This window comes from Phenylobacterium sp. (genome assembly GCF_004299445.1).
Classification (GTDB): Bacteria; Pseudomonadota; Alphaproteobacteria; order Caulobacterales; family Caulobacteraceae; genus Phenylobacterium.
The window spans coordinates 153,358-166,983 of record NZ_SCTC01000053.1 but is presented as its reverse complement, the minus strand read 5'-3'; the positions used below and the strand labels follow the sequence as shown (position 1 = coordinate 166,983).

Sequence of the window (13,626 nt, the reverse complement as noted above, 5' to 3'; positions counted from 1 at the left end):
GTGCCGGCGCCCCCGCCAACCCGCAACCCGTCGCAACGCGAACACGAAAAGGTCAGAGTTCCTTCGCCACGCCGTCCAGCAGCGGCACGAAACGCACGTCGATCAGGTCTTCCACAGTGAACCCGCCCTGTCCGTCGCCGGTGTAACGGCGCAGAACCTGAACCGGCCCCTTCCCGATCGGCGCCACCAGAACCCCAGTCGGTTTCAGCTGCGAAAGCAAAGCCTTCGGCTCTCCTGGCGCCGCCGCCGTGACCATAATGCGGTCAAAAGGCGCCTGCTCGGGCCAACCCTCCCCGCCGTCGCCGAAGCGGGTGATGATGTTTGTGAGGGCCAGCGTCTTGAAGCGGCTCTCGGCCTCCTTCATCAGCGTCCGGTACCGTTCGACCGTGTAGACCAGCCGGGCCATCTTCGAGAGGATCGTCGTCTGATAGCCACTGCCGGTGCCGATCTCGAGCACGCGGTCGCGCCGGTCGATCTTCAGCGCCTGGGTCATCAGGCCCACCACGAACGGCTGGCTGATGGTCTGGCCACAGGCGATGGGCAGGGCCGAATCCTCGAACGCGCGGTCCTTGAACAGGTCCTGGGTGAACAGCGGCCGGGGCGTCGTCTCGATGGCCGTCAGCACCTTGGGCTCGGTCACGCCCTGGCTGCGCAGCGCCAGGATCAGGCGCGCCATCTGGGTTTCGGGGCTGTCTTCAGGTTCCGCCATTTCAGACCTTCGGCGGGACGCCGCCCAGCTTGCCCTTCAGGTCGTGGACCGTGGCGGCGTGGGTGAGGTCGATGTGGAGCGGGGTCACCGAGATGCGGCCGTCGTACAGCGCGCGCAGGTCCGTGCCCTCGGCCGGATTGGAGCGCAGCGGCTGGAAACCCACCCAATAGTAGTCGCGGCCGCGCAGATCGGTGCGCTTCTCGTTGTGGCGAATCTGGAAGTCGCGGAAGCCCTGCCGGGTGACCTCGACCGCCTTGATGTTCTCGATCGGCCCGTTCGGGAAATTGACGTTCAGGACGACGTCCTTGGGCCAGCCGATCTCGACCAGTCGCTTGATGATCCCGGGGCCGAACGTCTCCGCGGGGGCGAAGCTGGTCCCCTCCTCGTAGAAGCCCATCTGCGACAGCGCGATCGACGGCACGCCCAGGGCCATGCCCTCGATAGCGCCGGCCACCGTGCCCGACATGGTGACGTCCTCGGCCAGGTTCGCGCCCCTGTTCACGCCCGACAGCACCAGGTCCGGCTTCGGTCCCGGAATCAGGTCGTTGACCCCCAACATGACGCAGTCGGTGGGAGTGCCGGTCGTGGCGAAGCGACGTTCGGACAGCTGGCGAACGCGGATGGGGTCGGCCAGCGTAAGCGCCCGGCTGGCGCCCGACTGCTCGTACTCCGGGGCCACGACCCAGACGTCGTCCGAGAGCTTGGCGGCGATCCGCTCGAGCGCCTCCAGCCCGTCGGCGTGAATGCCGTCGTCGTTGGTGAGGAGGATCCTCAACCCTCACCCCCGATGTGCGTCAGCCCGGGCAGATACCGATGCAGCGCCTGCGGGATCGCGATGCGACCGCCCTCATCCTGGTAGTTCTCCATGATCGCGACCAGGGTGCGACCCACGGCGAGGCCCGAGCCGTTCAGCGTGTGGACGAAGCGGGTGCCCTTCTCGCCGGCCTTCTTGGTGCGCGCATCCATGCGCCGGGCCTGGAAGTCGCCGCAGTTTGAGCACGAGCTGATCTCGCGGTACTTGCCCTGGCTGGGCAGCCAGACTTCGAGGTCGTAGGTCTTGCGCGCGCCGAAGCCCATGTCGCCGGTGCACAGCAGCATGGTGCGGAACGGCAGTTCCAGGCGCTTCAGCACCGCCTCGGCGCAACCTACCATCCGCTCGTGCTCCTCCTCGGATTTCTCCGGGGCCACGATCGAGACCAGCTCCACCTTGTTGAACTGGTGCTGGCGGATCATCCCCCGCGTGTCGCGCCCCGAGGCGCCGGCCTCGGACCGGAAACAGGGCGTCAGCGCGGTGAAGCGCAGCGGCAGGTCTTCCTCGGCCACGATCTGGTCCATGACCAGGCTGGTCAGCGGCACTTCGGCGGTCGGGATCAGCCAGCGGCCGTCGGTGGTCTGGAACAGATCCTCGGCGAACTTCGGCAGCTTGTCGGTGCCGTAGGCCGCGGCATCGTTGACCAGAAGCGGCGGGGCCACCTCGAGATAGCCGTGCTCCTGGGTCTGGAGATCCAGCATGAACTGGCCGATGGCGCGCTCCAGGCGAGCCAACTGGCCCTTCAGGACGGTGAAACGCGCGCCCGACATGCGGCTGGCCGCCTCGAAGTCCAGCAGGCCCAGACCCTCGCCCAGATCGACGTGATCCTTCGGATTCGAGATCGCGAAGGGCTCGCCCCAGCGGCGGACCTCGACGTTGTCGTGCTCATCGGCGCCGACGGGCACGTCGGGGAACGGGATGTTCGGCAGCGAGGCCAGGATGCCGCGCAGTTCCTCAGCCGTGACGCGCTCGGTCTCAGCGTGCTCGGCCTGGCCGGCCTTCAGCGCCTCGACCTGCGCCATCAGAGCTTGAGCCTCGGCCTCGTTCTTCTGGGCCTTGGCCTGGCCGATCTTCTTCGAGGCCTCGTTGCGTTCGGCCTGGGCTGCCTGACCGGCCGTCTGGGCGGCGCGCAACCTCGCGTCCAGCGCCAGGATCTCGGCCACCTTCCCGGACGAGCCCTTCACCGCCCAGGCTTTCTCGTAAAGCTCGGGGGTTTCGCGAATGGCTCGGATGTCGTGCATGGGCGCCGCTGGGGATGAGGGAAGCGGTTTCTCTAGAGCGCGTCGGGAACCGGGCCAACCCCCCACCCCGCTTCCAACGGGATCGGGGCTGTCCCAGCTCAGGTGGTGGCGACGTCGGTTCCGGCCGCTTCGTCTTCCTTCTTCCGGCGCAGCTCGATGAGCTTCACGCAGCCGATAGAGATGAAATAGAGCAGCACAATGGGGGTCGCGAGCAGCAGCTGGCTGATCGGATCAGGCGGGGTCACGATGGCCGCCACGACCACGACGGCGAACACCGCGTAGCGCCAGCCCTTCCAAAGCATCGCCGAGTTCACGATGCCCGCCAGGCCCAGCAGGGTCAGCACCACCGGCAGCTGGAAACAGAGCCCGAAGGCGAGCAGCAGCGTCGTCACCAGCGTCAGATAGTCCGACACCTTGGGCAGCAACTGCACCGCGATGCCCTCGGTCATGATCTGCTGGCTCAGCGAGAACCACAGCACAAAGGGCAGGATGATGAAGTAGACCAGCGCCGCGCCCATCGAGAACAGCACCGGCGCGGCCACCAGGAACGGCAGGAAGGCGTGACGCTCGCGCTTGTAGAGGCCCGGCGCCACGAAGGCGTAGACCTGCCAGGCCAGCACCGGGAACGTGAGGATCACCGCGCCGAAGCCGGCCAGCTTCAGCTTCGTGAAAAAGAACTCCAGCGGCGCCGTGAACATCAGTTCCAGCGTGCCCGTGGCCGCCGGCGCCGCCTTCAGGCCGATGAGCACGAATAGCAGATCGAACGGGCCGGCCCCGCCATGCCCCTTGCCTGTGGCCGCATACATCTGCGCGGCCATTTTGAACGGGTGCAGCAGCACCGTGTAGATCTGCTGAGAGAAGGCGAAGCAGATCGCGAAGCCCAGGATGATCGCAGCCACACAGATGATCAGCCGCTTCCGCAGCTCGATCAGGTGGTCCAGCAGCGGGGCCCGCGAGGCCTCGATTTCAGAGTCGTCGTAGTCGCTCACGCGCCGCCCTCGACAGTCTTGGGCGCCCGCTTGCGCGACTTGGGAGCCTCGACAGTGGGTGTTGCGGCCTTGGCCGCGCGCTTCGGCTTCTCGACCGTTGCGCCCTCGGCGACGTTCACAGCCTTCTTCGCCCGCGGCGTCTTTGGCTTCGGCTCGGGCGCCGGCGCTTCCGAAATCTCCAGCGGCGGCGCGGTCGATGAGTCGTACTGGTAGCTCATCGGCGGGTGCAGCTGGACGCCCACGTCGGCCATCGACTGCTCGATCTCGCTGACAGTGGAATTCATGTCGGCGCCGAAGTCCGTGCTGCCGAACTGGCCGCGCCGCATGGCCTCGACCTCCTTGCGAAGATCGTCCAGTTCCGACTGCCTGGCCATTTCATCAAAGCTGGCGCGGAACTCGTTGGCCATGCCGCGCAGCTTGGCCATGTACTGGCCCATCCGCCGCATCATCACCGGCAGGTCCTTCGGACCGATCACGACCAGCGCCACGATCGCGATGACGAGCCATTCCAGTCCGCCGATTTCGGGAAGCATCAGGGACGCCTAATGAGAAGCGCCGGCCGCGGCAAGGCAGCCGGCGCAATTACCTGTGCCGCGCGGCCGATCAGGCGCGCGTGCTGTCCTTCTCGTCGGACGGAAGGGTCTTCTTGGCCTCTTCCGACCCTTCGTCGCCCTTCAGGCCGTCGCGAAACGCGCGGATGCCCTTGGCCGTGTCGCCCATCAGGCTGGAAATCTTGCCCCGGCCACCGAACAGGACCGCGGCGACGACGACGATAAGGGCGATGTGCCAAATGCTGAGGGCGCCCATGCGCTGAACTCTCCTTGGACCCCACCCCAACGGCGCGGGTCCGTAATCTCAGGGGCTATATAGTCGCTCCCGGGCGGGCAAGCCAACGTCCCTGCCCATCAGGGAACAGAATCCTCGCTCAGAAAATCGACATGGAATTCCGGCGCGTCGGCGTCCAGCGGGTCCTCGTCGGTGATCGGGGCGTCCGGATTCGGCACCACGAAGTCGGGCGGCAGGTCCAGCGACAGCAGGCCCGCCGCCTTCATCTCGGCCATCCCGGGCAGGTCGCTCAGGGTCGCCAGACCGTAATGCTCGAGGAAGGCGTCGGTGGTGCCGTAGGTCACCGGGCGACCCGGGGTGCGCCGGCGGCCCCGCATCCGCACCAGGCCCAGCTCCAGCAGCACATCCAGCGTGCCCTTGCTGGCCTGAACGCCGCGCACCGACTCGATCTCGGCGCGGGTTACGGGCTGGTGGTAGGCGATGATCGCAAGGGTCTCCTGGGCGGCTTTCGAGAGGCGGCGCGGCTCGTCGCGCTCCTCGGTCATCAGCCAGGCCAGGTCCTCGGCGGTCTGGAAGCGCCAGCCGCCGGCTACATTGGCCAGCACCACCCCGTGGCCTTCATACCGCCGCGCCAGCAGGGCCAGCCCGCCGACAACGTCGGCGCCCTCGGTCAGGCGCTTGGCGAGGTCGGCCTCGGTCAGCGGCCCCGCAGCGGCGAACAGCAGCGCCTCGATCTCGCGGGCGGTCTCCAGGGCGTCGCTCACGTCGTCGCCTCCCCCTTCCTGGCGCGCAGATAGATGTCGGCGAAGGCTTCGATCTGCCGGGCCTCGAGCGCGCCTTCCTTCACCAGTTCCAGGCTGGCCGACAGCGTCGAGGCCACATACGACGCGCGGGTCGGCCCGGCCGTCGGCGTGCCCATCGGCGCGACGCCCGTCAGCGGCGTCCAGCGATCCAGGTCAGGCAGCAGGCGGCGCAGGCGGTCTCGGGCGTCCTCCAGCGGATAGGCTTGGGGGACGGCGGGCTTGTAGCTGCGCTGCGCCTCCTTCTGGCGCTGGCCGATGTAGGCGCTCATCAGGCTGTAGAGGTCTCCCTCGATCCGGCCCGAGGGGACGATGCGGATGGCCTCGGGGTCGCCACGGCCAAACACATCCCGGCCCAGCTGCGGCGCCGTGCGCAGTAGCTCGGCGGCGTTACGCATGGCTTCCAGCTTGGCGAGGCGGAAGGCCAGGCGGGCGGCCATCTCCTCGGCGGGCGCATCTTCGGCCTTGGGCTGCTCGGGCTTGGGCAGCAGCAGCCGCGACTTCAGGTAGGCCAGCCAGGCCGCCATCACGAGATAGTCGGCCGCCAGGCTGAAGCGGCGCCGGCGCGCCTCCTGAACGAACACCAGGTACTGTTCGGCCAGCTTGGTGATCGAAAGCTTGAGCAGGTCGACCTTCTGCGTGCGGGCCAGCGCCAGCAGGACGTGCAAAGGGCCTTCATAGCCCTCGACGTCGATGATCAGCGCCTCGCCGTCCTCGGCGGCGGTGGCCGCGGCCGCGAAGTCGAGGGATGGCTGGAATCCGCCGCTCATGCCGCGAACCTTCCCTCAAACGCGGAGTCGAAGCGAGCGCGGCCTGCCGCCGCATCGAAGGGCTCCACAGCTTTCGGCCGCCTGGCCAGCGCCGCCTGCGCCCGCCGGGCCGGGAGGCCGCGCAACCGCCCCGCCCCCTCTGCCACCGCGGCCATCTCGGCCAGATCCCCGTTGCAGTGCAGGACCACGTCGCAGCCCGCGGCCCGCGCATCGGCCGCCCGCTCGCGGAAACCACCTTGCAGCGCCTTCATCGAAAGATCGTCGGACATCACCAGCCCGCTGAAGCCGATCGCGCCGCGCACCGCTGTACGCATGACGCTGCCCGAGGTCGTGGCCGGGCGCTTGCGGTCGATGGCGGCGTAGATGACGTGGGCGGTCATCGCCAACGGCATGTCCGAGAGCGCCCGGAATGGCGCGAAGTCGCGAGCGTCCAGTTCTTCCCAGCCGGCCTCGATCACCGGCAGGTCCAGGTGGCTGTCAGCCTGTGCCCGGCCATGCCCGGGGATGTGCTTGATCACCGGGAGCACACCGCCGGCCAGCAGGCCCTCGGCCATCGCGCGGCCCAGCAGCGCCACCTCGTCGGGCTCGTCGCCATAGGCGCGGTCCCCGATCACCTGGTGGGCGCCGGGGGTCGGCACGTCCAGCACGGGCAGGCAGTCCACGTTGATTCCCACGGTGGCGAGGTCGTGCGCCAACAGTCGGCCGCCCAGCCGTGCGATCTCTCGGCGATACAGGGGGTCGACGCCCTTCAGCGCCCCGTAGTCACGGCCGGGCGGGTAGCGGCCCCAATGCGGCGGCCCCAGGCGCTGCACGCGTCCGCCCTCCTGGTCGATCAGGATGGGGGCGTCGGTCCGCCCCACCGTCTCGCGCAGGGAAGCCGTCAGCGTCCGAAGCTGGCCGGGGCTCTCGACGTTGCGAGCGAAGAGGATGAACCCCCACGGCCGCACCTCAGCGAAAAGCGCCCGCTCCGGCGAGGTCAGGACAGGTCCTGAGCACCCCAGGATGCAGGCGCCCGAGCTCACCGGACGAAGCAGCTCTTTCCGGCGGCCTGGAGCCTGGCGCAGAACGCCTGAGCGTCACCGCGCGAGGCGAAACCCGTGACAAACGTGCGGTAGAGCGTGCCCCCCTCGATCTTCTCCACGGCCTTGCCCTTGCCGGCGCCGAGACCGGGCGCGGCGGCGACGGCGTCGCTCCAGGCCTTGTCGGCCAGCGCCGTCGACGACACGGCGCCCACCTGCACCCGTGCACCGCCAGCGGATGCGGCGACCTTGGGCTCAGGAGCCTTCTTCTCGGGCGGTGGGGGCGCGGCCTTCGGCGGCGGCGCTGGCGCCGTGGCGACCTTCTGCGGCGGCGGCGGCGGGGCCTTCGCAGGCGGCGTGGCGGGAATGGCGGGTTTCAACGCCGCCTGAGTCGCAGCCGGCGGCGGAGTGACCTTGGCGGGGGCAGTCTGCACCGGCGGCGCCTGGGTGACCACGATCGGCGTCGTGGGCCGCGCCTGGGGCGTTTCGGGCGGCGGGGTGAACTTGGGCTCGGCCGGCAGGGTCTGCAGCTGGCCCGCGGTCTCGTCCGAGCGGTAGATTTGCAGGCCGGCGGCGGGATCCTGCGGCTGGGCGTCGGCCTTGGCGGCTTCCTTGATGCCGGCCACCGGGGCGCCTACCGTCTGCGGCGCCTCGCCCGCCTGGCGCACGCCCGACTGGTAGAACCACAGGATCGCCGCCACCAGCGCCGCCAGCACCAGCACCGAGAGGATCAGGGTCAACGGAATCGGCCGGGCGCCGCGCACCGGCTGGCGCGGATCGAAGCTCAGCGGAGCGTCGGCGTGCGGCGGCGTGTAGGCGCCGCGCTCATGGTCGGACATCGCGAGGGCTCCGGGGCGAATCAAGTGCGCAGAGATTGGAGTTTATTCCCTCCCTTGCCGGGGAGGGACAGGCCGCGAAACGGCCCGGTGAGGATGTGGTGGATAATCGCGGCAGGATGGAGACGAACCCTACCGCCGCCCGAGTTCCTCGATCTCGCTGGTGTCCATGCCGTAGCGGTGGAAGAGAGCCCGGAACTCACGCTGCTCGTCCTGGGAGACCTTCCCGGGCCGAAGCTGGATATGCAGGTTGTGGCCGCGCGTCTGCACGCCGTTGACCGCCCGGATGCGCCGTAGCCAGCCCGCGAAGGCCGCCTCGTCCCCGGGGGAATGGTACATGGGGGCCCTTACCACCAGCACGTCCACGGGCGGTCAGTTCCAGACGTCGAGGTGGAACAGCTTCTTGTGTTCCTCGATGGCGAAGCGGTCGGTCATGCCGGCGATGTAGTCGCAGACCACCCTCGCCCGCCCCGCCTCGTCACGCGCCTGAGCGCGGGCGAACCACTCGGCCGGCAGCACGTCGGGCTCGGCCATGAACAGCTGGAACATCTCGGCCAGGATCCGGCGCGCCTGGCTGCGGGTGCGGTTGACCTTCCAGTGGCGGTACATCCGCTCCATCAGGAACCGGCGCAGGACCGCCAGGTCCTCGACCATGTCGCGCGAGAACGACACCAGGGCGTGGCCCAGCATCCGCACGTCCTCGGCCGTCCCCACCTGCCCGGCCTCGGCCCGGCGGCGGGTCTCGGCCATCACGTCGTCGACCATGGCTCCAATCATCCGGCGCACGGCCTCCAGCCGCACGATGCCGGGTTCGCACGCGGGATAGTCGGCCCAGGTGCTGCGGATATGCGGCCCGATCAGCGGCACCTCAGCCAGCTCATCAAGGTTGAACAGGCCGGCCAAGACGCCGTCGTCGACGTCGTGATTGTTGTAGGCGATGTCGTCCGACAGGGCCGCGACCTGGGCCTCGGCCGACGCCCAGGTGTCGAGGCGCAGGCCGTACTGCCCATCGAACTCCGAGATCGCGCTCCAGGATGGCTTGCTCAGCTGGTCGATCACCGGACCGTTGTGCTTGATCACCCCTTCCAGGGTTTCCCAGGTCAGGTTCAGCCCGTCGAACCGGGGATAGCGCCGCTCCAGCTTGGTCACGACCCGGAACGTCTGCACGTTGTGGTCGAAGCCGCCGTAGCCCTGCATCTGAACCTGCAGCTCGTCCTCGCCGGCGTGGCCGAACGGCGGGTGGCCCAGATCGTGCGCCAGGGCGATGGTCTCGGCCAGGTCGGCGTCCAGGCCCAGCGCCGTCGCGAGCGACCGGGCGATCTGCGCCACCTCCAGGCTGTGGGTCAGCCGCGTGCGGAAATGGTCGCCTTCGTGCGCCACGAAGACCTGGGTCTTTTCCTTCAGCCTCCGGAAAGCCGTCGAGTGGATGATGCGGTCGCGGTCGCGGGCGAAGTCGGTCCGCGTACGGCTCGCCGCCTCAGGGACCTTGCGGCCCCGCGACTGGCCGGGCTGTTCAGCGTATACGACACGAGGTGGGAGCGTTGAGGCCATCAAACCGTTCTGAGCGCATGGCCTCTTGGTCGAAGCCGCTTGCGCCCTCATATAGTCCAGGGCAGTCGTTCGTCTAACGGAAGCATGAACACCATCGACGTCACCCTCTCGCCCGCCGCGGCGAAACGCATCCAGGCCATCGGCGCCACCGAGGGCCGCCCGGTCATGCTTCGCGTGGCGGTGGAGGGCGGCGGCTGCTCTGGCTTCCAGTACCAGTTCGACCTGGTGGACGAAGCGCAGCCGGATGACCTGAAGGTCGAGCGCGATGGCGCGGCCGCCTTGGTGGACGTCATATCGCTGGCTCTGCTGAAGGGCTCGGAGATCGACTTCGTCGACGAACTGGCCGGCGCGGAATTCCGGATTCGCAATCCCAACGCCAAGTCCAGCTGCGGCTGCGGCGTCAGCTTCTCGATCTAGGGCTTCGGCGGCGGCGCGGTCGGTGCGGCCGGCCTGTTGAGCGGGCCCGCTTCCGTGATCTTCATGTCCTTGGATGGCGCGAACAGTCCGGGACGATCGGTCAGATCGTTTCGGAACTCGTCATAGCGCATCATGAACACACCCTTGCCCGCCCGGGAGTACGCCACCAGCAAGGGCGCCTGCCGCCGCTCCGTCAGCAACAGGCTCAGCATGTGCTCGCCCACCGTCACCTGGTGAACCGTCGCCTTGCCCTCGCCCCAGGGGACCACCTGTATCGGCGACTCCGCGCCGTTGCGCCTCAGGAACTCGAGCTCGCAGCCGTACTCCAGCGACCGGAACTGCGGCGGCGTCTCGGCCGTCATCGGCAGCACGGGGGCGCGGACGACGAACTCCGGCCCCGGATCGACCTGATGCTGGCCTGTCCGCGTCGAGAGGTTGACCATCCAGATGTCGGGTTCGGCGACGATGACCACCGGCTGGCCGCGCGAAGGATCGGGGCTCTCCTCGCTGCGCATGTACAGCGCGCCCTGGCGATACAACGTTCGTGGCTGGGCCGCCGGCGCGGCGGCCGGCAGGCCGGGAGAGATGTTGCGGACCACCATGCGCGTCAGCTTTTCAGGCGCGCACAGCGGTTCGCCCGACAGCGTGGTGGTGGGTGGCGCCGGCTTGGGTAGGTCCAGCTGCGGCGGAGGAACAGGCTGAGCCCAGGCTGGCGTGGCTAGCAGCGCTGAAAATGCGATGGCGGCTCTTCGCAATGGCTCCTCCTTGCCCCCCAGGCAGGCCATGGCCGGGCGGCAAGGTCAAGCCGGCGCGGCATTGGCAAACCGGCATTGAGCAACGCAGCCCTCGCCACTAGCTTCACGCCCGAAACGGGAGCCCTGGATGCGTATCGCCACCTGGAACGTCAACTCTGTGAACGCGCGGCTGGAAACCGTCGTGCGGTGGTTCGAGGAGGCCAATCCCGACGTCGCCTGCCTGCAGGAAATCAAGTGCATCGACGAGAAGTTTCCGACCGAAGCCTTTGAACGTCTTGGCTATAATGTCGCAGTGCATGGCCAGAAGACCTACAACGGCGTGGCCCTGCTCTCGAAGACGCCGCTGGAGGATGTCCGCCGCGGACTGCCGGGTGACGACGGCGACGAACAGGCCCGCTACGTCGAGGCGGTCGTCTCGGGCCCCGAGCCGGTGCGCGTCGCCTCGATCTACCTGCCGAACGGCAACCCGGTGAGCACCGAAAAGTTCGGATACAAGCTGGCCTGGATGGAGCGGCTCAGCGCGCATGCCCGCGACCTGTTGGTGCTTGAGGAGCCCTTCTGTCTGATGGGCGACTACAACGTGATCCCCGAGCCGCGCGACGCGGCGCATCCCGAGAACTGGACTGACGACGCCCTCTTCCAGCCGCAGACCCGCGGCGCATTCCGGGCGCTGAAGAACCTGGGTCTGACCGAGGCCTATCTGCAGGCCGATGGCGCGCCCGGGGCCTTCACGTTCTGGGACTATCAGGCCGGCGCCTGGCAGCGGAACAACGGCATCCGGATCGATCACGCCCTTCTCTCGCCCCAGGCGGCCGACAAGCTCACCGGGGTCGCGATCCACAAGCACGTGCGCGGTTGGGACAAGCCGTCCGACCACGTGCCCCTCATGGTCGAACTGGATCTTTAGCCCATGCTTTCCGAAGGCTTCCACGACGTGCCGGCGGGCGCGGCCGCTGCGATCGTGACCTCGCTGGAGATGTTCGAGCGCCCCGCGCCGCGACCCGAGGTGGAGAACCCGGGCTGGACCCTGCGGCGGATGCCCAGCCCCACGATCGAGGAATACCGCGCGCTCTACACGGCGGTGGGCCGCGACTGGCTGTGGTTCATGCGCCTGCGGATGCCCGACGCCGAACTGGCGGCGCTGCTGGCCGACCCCGTGGTCGAGGTCTACCGGCTGGAGGCGCCCGGCGGCGAGCTTGGCATCCTGGAGCTCGACTTCCTCGAGCCTGACACCTGCGAGCTGGCCTTCTTCGGGGTCACCAAAGGGCTGGTCGGCGGCGGCGCCGCGCGCTGGATGATGAACCGGGCGATCGAGCTGGCATGGTCGCGCCCAATCAAGCGCTTCTGGGTGCACACCTGCACCTTCGACCATCCCAACGCGCCGCAGTTCTACATGCGCTCGGGCTTCAAGCCCTTCCGGCGCGAGGTGGAGATCATCGAGGACCCGCGGCTGGCCGGTCTGGCGCCCCTGGACTCGGCCCCGCACATCCCGGTCATCCGCCCGGCTTAGGCGACTCACAGATCGAGCGTAACGTCGGTCCATGGACGAGATCGCGAGGCTGCTGACCTTGCTCGCGCTGGCCGGCGGCGCGATCTCGCTGCTGGGCGCGGCGGTGGTCTGGTTCATGGAGGAAGGCCGACGCATCCGGCGCACCCTCACCGAAGCCCTGGGCGCTCCGCCCCAGCCGCTGCTGATCGCCCGCGGGCGGGGCGCCGGCATCGGCTTCGACCTGGCGCAATCCAAGGTCTGCATCGCCTGGGACCGCGGCGCCTGGCGGCTGGACTACGGCCTGGACGAACTGTTGGGCGTCGAGCTGATCGTCGACCGACAGGTGGCGGCGAGGGCCTTCCGCGGCGAGCCGCGCCGCGCCCTGGATCAGCTGGCCCAGCCTCAGGAGCGCGTGCGACTGCGGTTCATCTTCGACGATCCAAACCATCCAGACTTCGAGCTCGATCTCTGGCGACCCGAGGATGTCGGGCGCCGCGGTCGCCTGGAGCCCGACGAAGCCTTGGCCGAAGCCAACCGCTGGATGGCGCGCATGGAGTCGGTGCTGCGTCGGCCGATCACGCCGCGGGCGGTCGCGCCGGCGTCGGTTCAGGCTCCCGCCCCGTCGCCGGTCCGCGCCGCCGCGGCCGCCCCCATCGCCGCGCCGGCCGGCCCGCTTTTCGACGACCTCGACGACGAGCCGATTGAAGACGACCCCGAAGATGTTATAAATTGACGACGTAAATCAAAAGAGCGAGGGCCTCATGTCGAACCTGATCGCCGCCGCCGCCTTCTTCGTCCTGCTGCATCTGCTCGTTTCGGGCACCCGGCTCCGTGACGCACTTACCGGCCGGATCGGCCAGGGCCCCTATATGGGCCTCTTCTCGCTGGCGTCCGTGGCAGGCCTCGCCTGGCTCGGGTTCGCCTTCGCCCAGGCTCGCAGCGAGCCGGCCACCCCCCTCTGGACGGTGGGCGAGGCCTCACGCCACGTGCAGGTGGGCCTGCAGTTGCTCGCCATGCTGCTGATCGTGCCGGGGCTCACTACGCCCAACCCGACCAGCGTACGCCAGGAAGACGTGCTGGAGCGGCCCGATGCGGTGAAGGGGATGGTGCGGATCACCCGCCACCCGTTCCTGTGGGGCGTCGCTGTCTGGGCGTTCGGCCATCTGGTGGTGAACGGCGAGCCGGCGGCCCTGGTGCTGTTCGGCGCGATGCTGGCGCTGGCGCTGTTCGGGACGGCCAGCATCGACGCCAAGCGGCGCCGCACCCTGGGGCCCGCCTACGACGCCTTCACCAGCCAGACCTCGAACGTGCCGTTCGCCGCGATCCTCTCAGGCCGCCAGACGCTGAATTTGGGCGAGATCGGGGCCTGGCGCCTCTTGGCTGCGGTGGCGGTCTGGGCGGCGCTGGCCCTGGGTCACCCTTATCTGTTCGGGGTCGCCGCCCTGCCCTGAGG

Annotated in this window: 18 protein-coding genes; 5 read left to right on the top strand and 13 right to left on the bottom strand. The window is 68.8% G+C overall.

Annotated elements, in window-relative coordinates; all coding sequences use genetic code 11:
• Positions 1-52 precede the first annotated feature (52 nt).
• The 12 genes from EPN98_RS15215 to EPN98_RS15160 all read right to left on the bottom strand — a co-directional run bounded on the left by EPN98_RS15215 (position 53) and on the right by EPN98_RS15160 (position 9,512).
• Complete coding sequence (locus EPN98_RS15215) at positions 53-709, bottom strand: protein-L-isoaspartate(D-aspartate) O-methyltransferase (RefSeq protein WP_293363752.1); 657 nt, start codon at positions 707-709, stop codon at positions 53-55.
• A gap of 1 nt (position 710) precedes the next feature.
• The gene (gene surE, locus EPN98_RS15210) at positions 711-1,484 is read right to left on the bottom strand and encodes a 5'/3'-nucleotidase SurE (protein WP_293363751.1); all 774 of its coding nucleotides are present in this window, start codon (positions 1,482-1,484) and stop codon (positions 711-713) included.
• A complete protein-coding gene (gene serS, locus EPN98_RS15205; protein WP_293363750.1) occupies positions 1,481-2,761 on the bottom strand; it encodes a serine--tRNA ligase in 1,281 nt (426 codons plus the stop codon). The genes surE and serS overlap by 4 nt, the downstream gene beginning before the upstream one ends.
• Positions 2,762-2,859: 98 nt before the next feature.
• Positions 2,860-3,750 carry a twin-arginine translocase subunit TatC gene (gene tatC, locus EPN98_RS15200; RefSeq protein WP_293363749.1) on the bottom strand — a complete coding sequence of 297 codons (891 nt, stop codon included), beginning with the start codon at positions 3,748-3,750 and terminating at the stop codon, positions 2,860-2,862.
• Complete coding sequence (gene tatB / locus EPN98_RS15195; RefSeq protein ID WP_293363748.1) at positions 3,747-4,283, bottom strand: Sec-independent protein translocase protein TatB; 537 nt, start codon at positions 4,281-4,283, stop codon at positions 3,747-3,749. The genes tatC and tatB overlap by 4 nt, the downstream gene beginning before the upstream one ends.
• Before the next feature lie 70 nt (positions 4,284-4,353).
• Positions 4,354-4,557, bottom strand: a complete 204-nt coding sequence (locus EPN98_RS15190) for a twin-arginine translocase TatA/TatE family subunit (protein ID WP_293363747.1) — start codon at positions 4,555-4,557, stop codon at positions 4,354-4,356.
• 98 nt (positions 4,558-4,655) lie between these two features.
• Positions 4,656-5,300: an SMC-Scp complex subunit ScpB gene (gene scpB, locus EPN98_RS15185; protein WP_293363746.1), complete on the bottom strand. Its 645-nt coding sequence runs from the start codon at positions 5,298-5,300 to the stop codon at positions 4,656-4,658.
• The gene (locus EPN98_RS15180; protein WP_293363745.1) at positions 5,297-6,106 is read right to left on the bottom strand and encodes a ScpA family protein; all 810 of its coding nucleotides are present in this window, start codon (positions 6,104-6,106) and stop codon (positions 5,297-5,299) included. The genes scpB and EPN98_RS15180 overlap by 4 nt, the downstream gene beginning before the upstream one ends.
• Positions 6,103-7,128 (bottom strand): beta-N-acetylhexosaminidase, encoded by a 1,026-nt coding sequence (nagZ, locus tag EPN98_RS15175; protein ID WP_293363744.1) that lies wholly within the window; start codon positions 7,126-7,128, stop codon positions 6,103-6,105. Before nagZ ends, EPN98_RS15180 begins: the two co-directional genes overlap by 4 nt.
• Positions 7,125-7,964 carry an SPOR domain-containing protein gene (locus tag EPN98_RS15170; RefSeq protein ID WP_293363743.1) on the bottom strand — a complete coding sequence of 280 codons (840 nt, stop codon included), beginning with the start codon at positions 7,962-7,964 and terminating at the stop codon, positions 7,125-7,127. Before EPN98_RS15170 ends, nagZ begins: the two co-directional genes overlap by 4 nt.
• Positions 7,965-8,093: 129 nt before the next feature.
• Entirely contained in the window at positions 8,094-8,300 is a 207-nt protein-coding gene (locus tag EPN98_RS15165; RefSeq protein WP_293363742.1) for a hypothetical protein, read from the bottom strand.
• Positions 8,301-8,333: 33 nt separating this feature from the next.
• Positions 8,334-9,512 (bottom strand): deoxyguanosinetriphosphate triphosphohydrolase, encoded by a 1,179-nt coding sequence (locus EPN98_RS15160; RefSeq protein ID WP_293363741.1) that lies wholly within the window; start codon positions 9,510-9,512, stop codon positions 8,334-8,336.
• 84 nt (positions 9,513-9,596) lie between these two features.
• On the opposite strand from EPN98_RS15160, the gene erpA reads away from it, so the two are divergent.
• A complete protein-coding gene (erpA, locus tag EPN98_RS15155) occupies positions 9,597-9,929 on the top strand; it encodes an iron-sulfur cluster insertion protein ErpA (protein WP_293363740.1) in 333 nt (110 codons plus the stop codon).
• Here the strand turns inward: erpA and EPN98_RS15150 are convergent.
• A complete protein-coding gene (locus tag EPN98_RS15150; RefSeq protein ID WP_293363739.1) occupies positions 9,926-10,684 on the bottom strand; it encodes a hypothetical protein in 759 nt (252 codons plus the stop codon). The genes erpA and EPN98_RS15150 overlap by 4 nt on opposite strands.
• Before the next feature lie 127 nt (positions 10,685-10,811).
• Between EPN98_RS15150 and xth the strand changes: the two genes are divergently transcribed.
• Genes xth through EPN98_RS15130 form a run of 4 tightly spaced genes read left to right on the top strand, consistent with a single transcriptional unit; the run spans position 10,812 to position 13,624 of the window.
• Positions 10,812-11,591: an exodeoxyribonuclease III gene (gene xth / locus EPN98_RS15145; RefSeq protein WP_293363738.1), complete on the top strand. Its 780-nt coding sequence runs from the start codon at positions 10,812-10,814 to the stop codon at positions 11,589-11,591.
• A gap of 3 nt (positions 11,592-11,594) precedes the next feature.
• A complete protein-coding gene (locus EPN98_RS15140; protein ID WP_293363737.1) occupies positions 11,595-12,194 on the top strand; it encodes a GNAT family N-acetyltransferase in 600 nt (199 codons plus the stop codon).
• Between the two features lie 31 nt (positions 12,195-12,225).
• Complete coding sequence (locus EPN98_RS15135; protein ID WP_293363736.1) at positions 12,226-12,906, top strand: hypothetical protein; 681 nt, start codon at positions 12,226-12,228, stop codon at positions 12,904-12,906.
• Positions 12,907-12,934: 28 nt separating this feature from the next.
• On the top strand, positions 12,935-13,624 hold the full coding sequence (locus EPN98_RS15130; protein ID WP_293363735.1) for an NnrU family protein: 690 nt from the start codon (positions 12,935-12,937) through the stop codon (positions 13,622-13,624).
• The last annotated feature ends 2 nt before the right edge of the window (positions 13,625-13,626 follow it).

Excerpts from the sequence above, each read along its gene's own strand:
- EPN98_RS15180 (WP_293363745.1), bottom strand. The coding sequence starts at position 6,106 with ATGAGCGGCGGATTCCAGCCATCCCTCGACTTCGCGGCCGCGGCCACC.
- EPN98_RS15140 (WP_293363737.1), top strand. The coding sequence starts at position 11,595 with ATGCTTTCCGAAGGCTTCCACGACGTGCCGGCGGGCGCGGCCGCTGCG.
- EPN98_RS15190 (WP_293363747.1), bottom strand. The coding sequence starts at position 4,557 with ATGGGCGCCCTCAGCATTTGGCACATCGCCCTTATCGTCGTCGTCGCC.
- xth (WP_293363738.1), top strand. The coding sequence starts at position 10,812 with ATGCGTATCGCCACCTGGAACGTCAACTCTGTGAACGCGCGGCTGGAA.
- serS (WP_293363750.1), bottom strand. The coding sequence starts at position 2,761 with ATGCACGACATCCGAGCCATTCGCGAAACCCCCGAGCTTTACGAGAAA.
- EPN98_RS15215 (WP_293363752.1), bottom strand. The coding sequence starts at position 709 with ATGGCGGAACCTGAAGACAGCCCCGAAACCCAGATGGCGCGCCTGATC.
- erpA (WP_293363740.1), top strand. The coding sequence starts at position 9,597 with ATGAACACCATCGACGTCACCCTCTCGCCCGCCGCGGCGAAACGCATC.
- EPN98_RS15165 (WP_293363742.1), bottom strand. The coding sequence starts at position 8,300 with ATGTACCATTCCCCCGGGGACGAGGCGGCCTTCGCGGGCTGGCTACGG.
- tatB (WP_293363748.1), bottom strand. The coding sequence starts at position 4,283 with ATGCTTCCCGAAATCGGCGGACTGGAATGGCTCGTCATCGCGATCGTG.
- EPN98_RS15135 (WP_293363736.1), top strand. The coding sequence starts at position 12,226 with ATGGACGAGATCGCGAGGCTGCTGACCTTGCTCGCGCTGGCCGGCGGC.
- EPN98_RS15170 (WP_293363743.1), bottom strand. The coding sequence starts at position 7,964 with ATGTCCGACCATGAGCGCGGCGCCTACACGCCGCCGCACGCCGACGCT.
- EPN98_RS15160 (WP_293363741.1), bottom strand. The coding sequence starts at position 9,512 with ATGGCCTCAACGCTCCCACCTCGTGTCGTATACGCTGAACAGCCCGGC.
- EPN98_RS15130 (WP_293363735.1), top strand. The coding sequence starts at position 12,935 with ATGTCGAACCTGATCGCCGCCGCCGCCTTCTTCGTCCTGCTGCATCTG.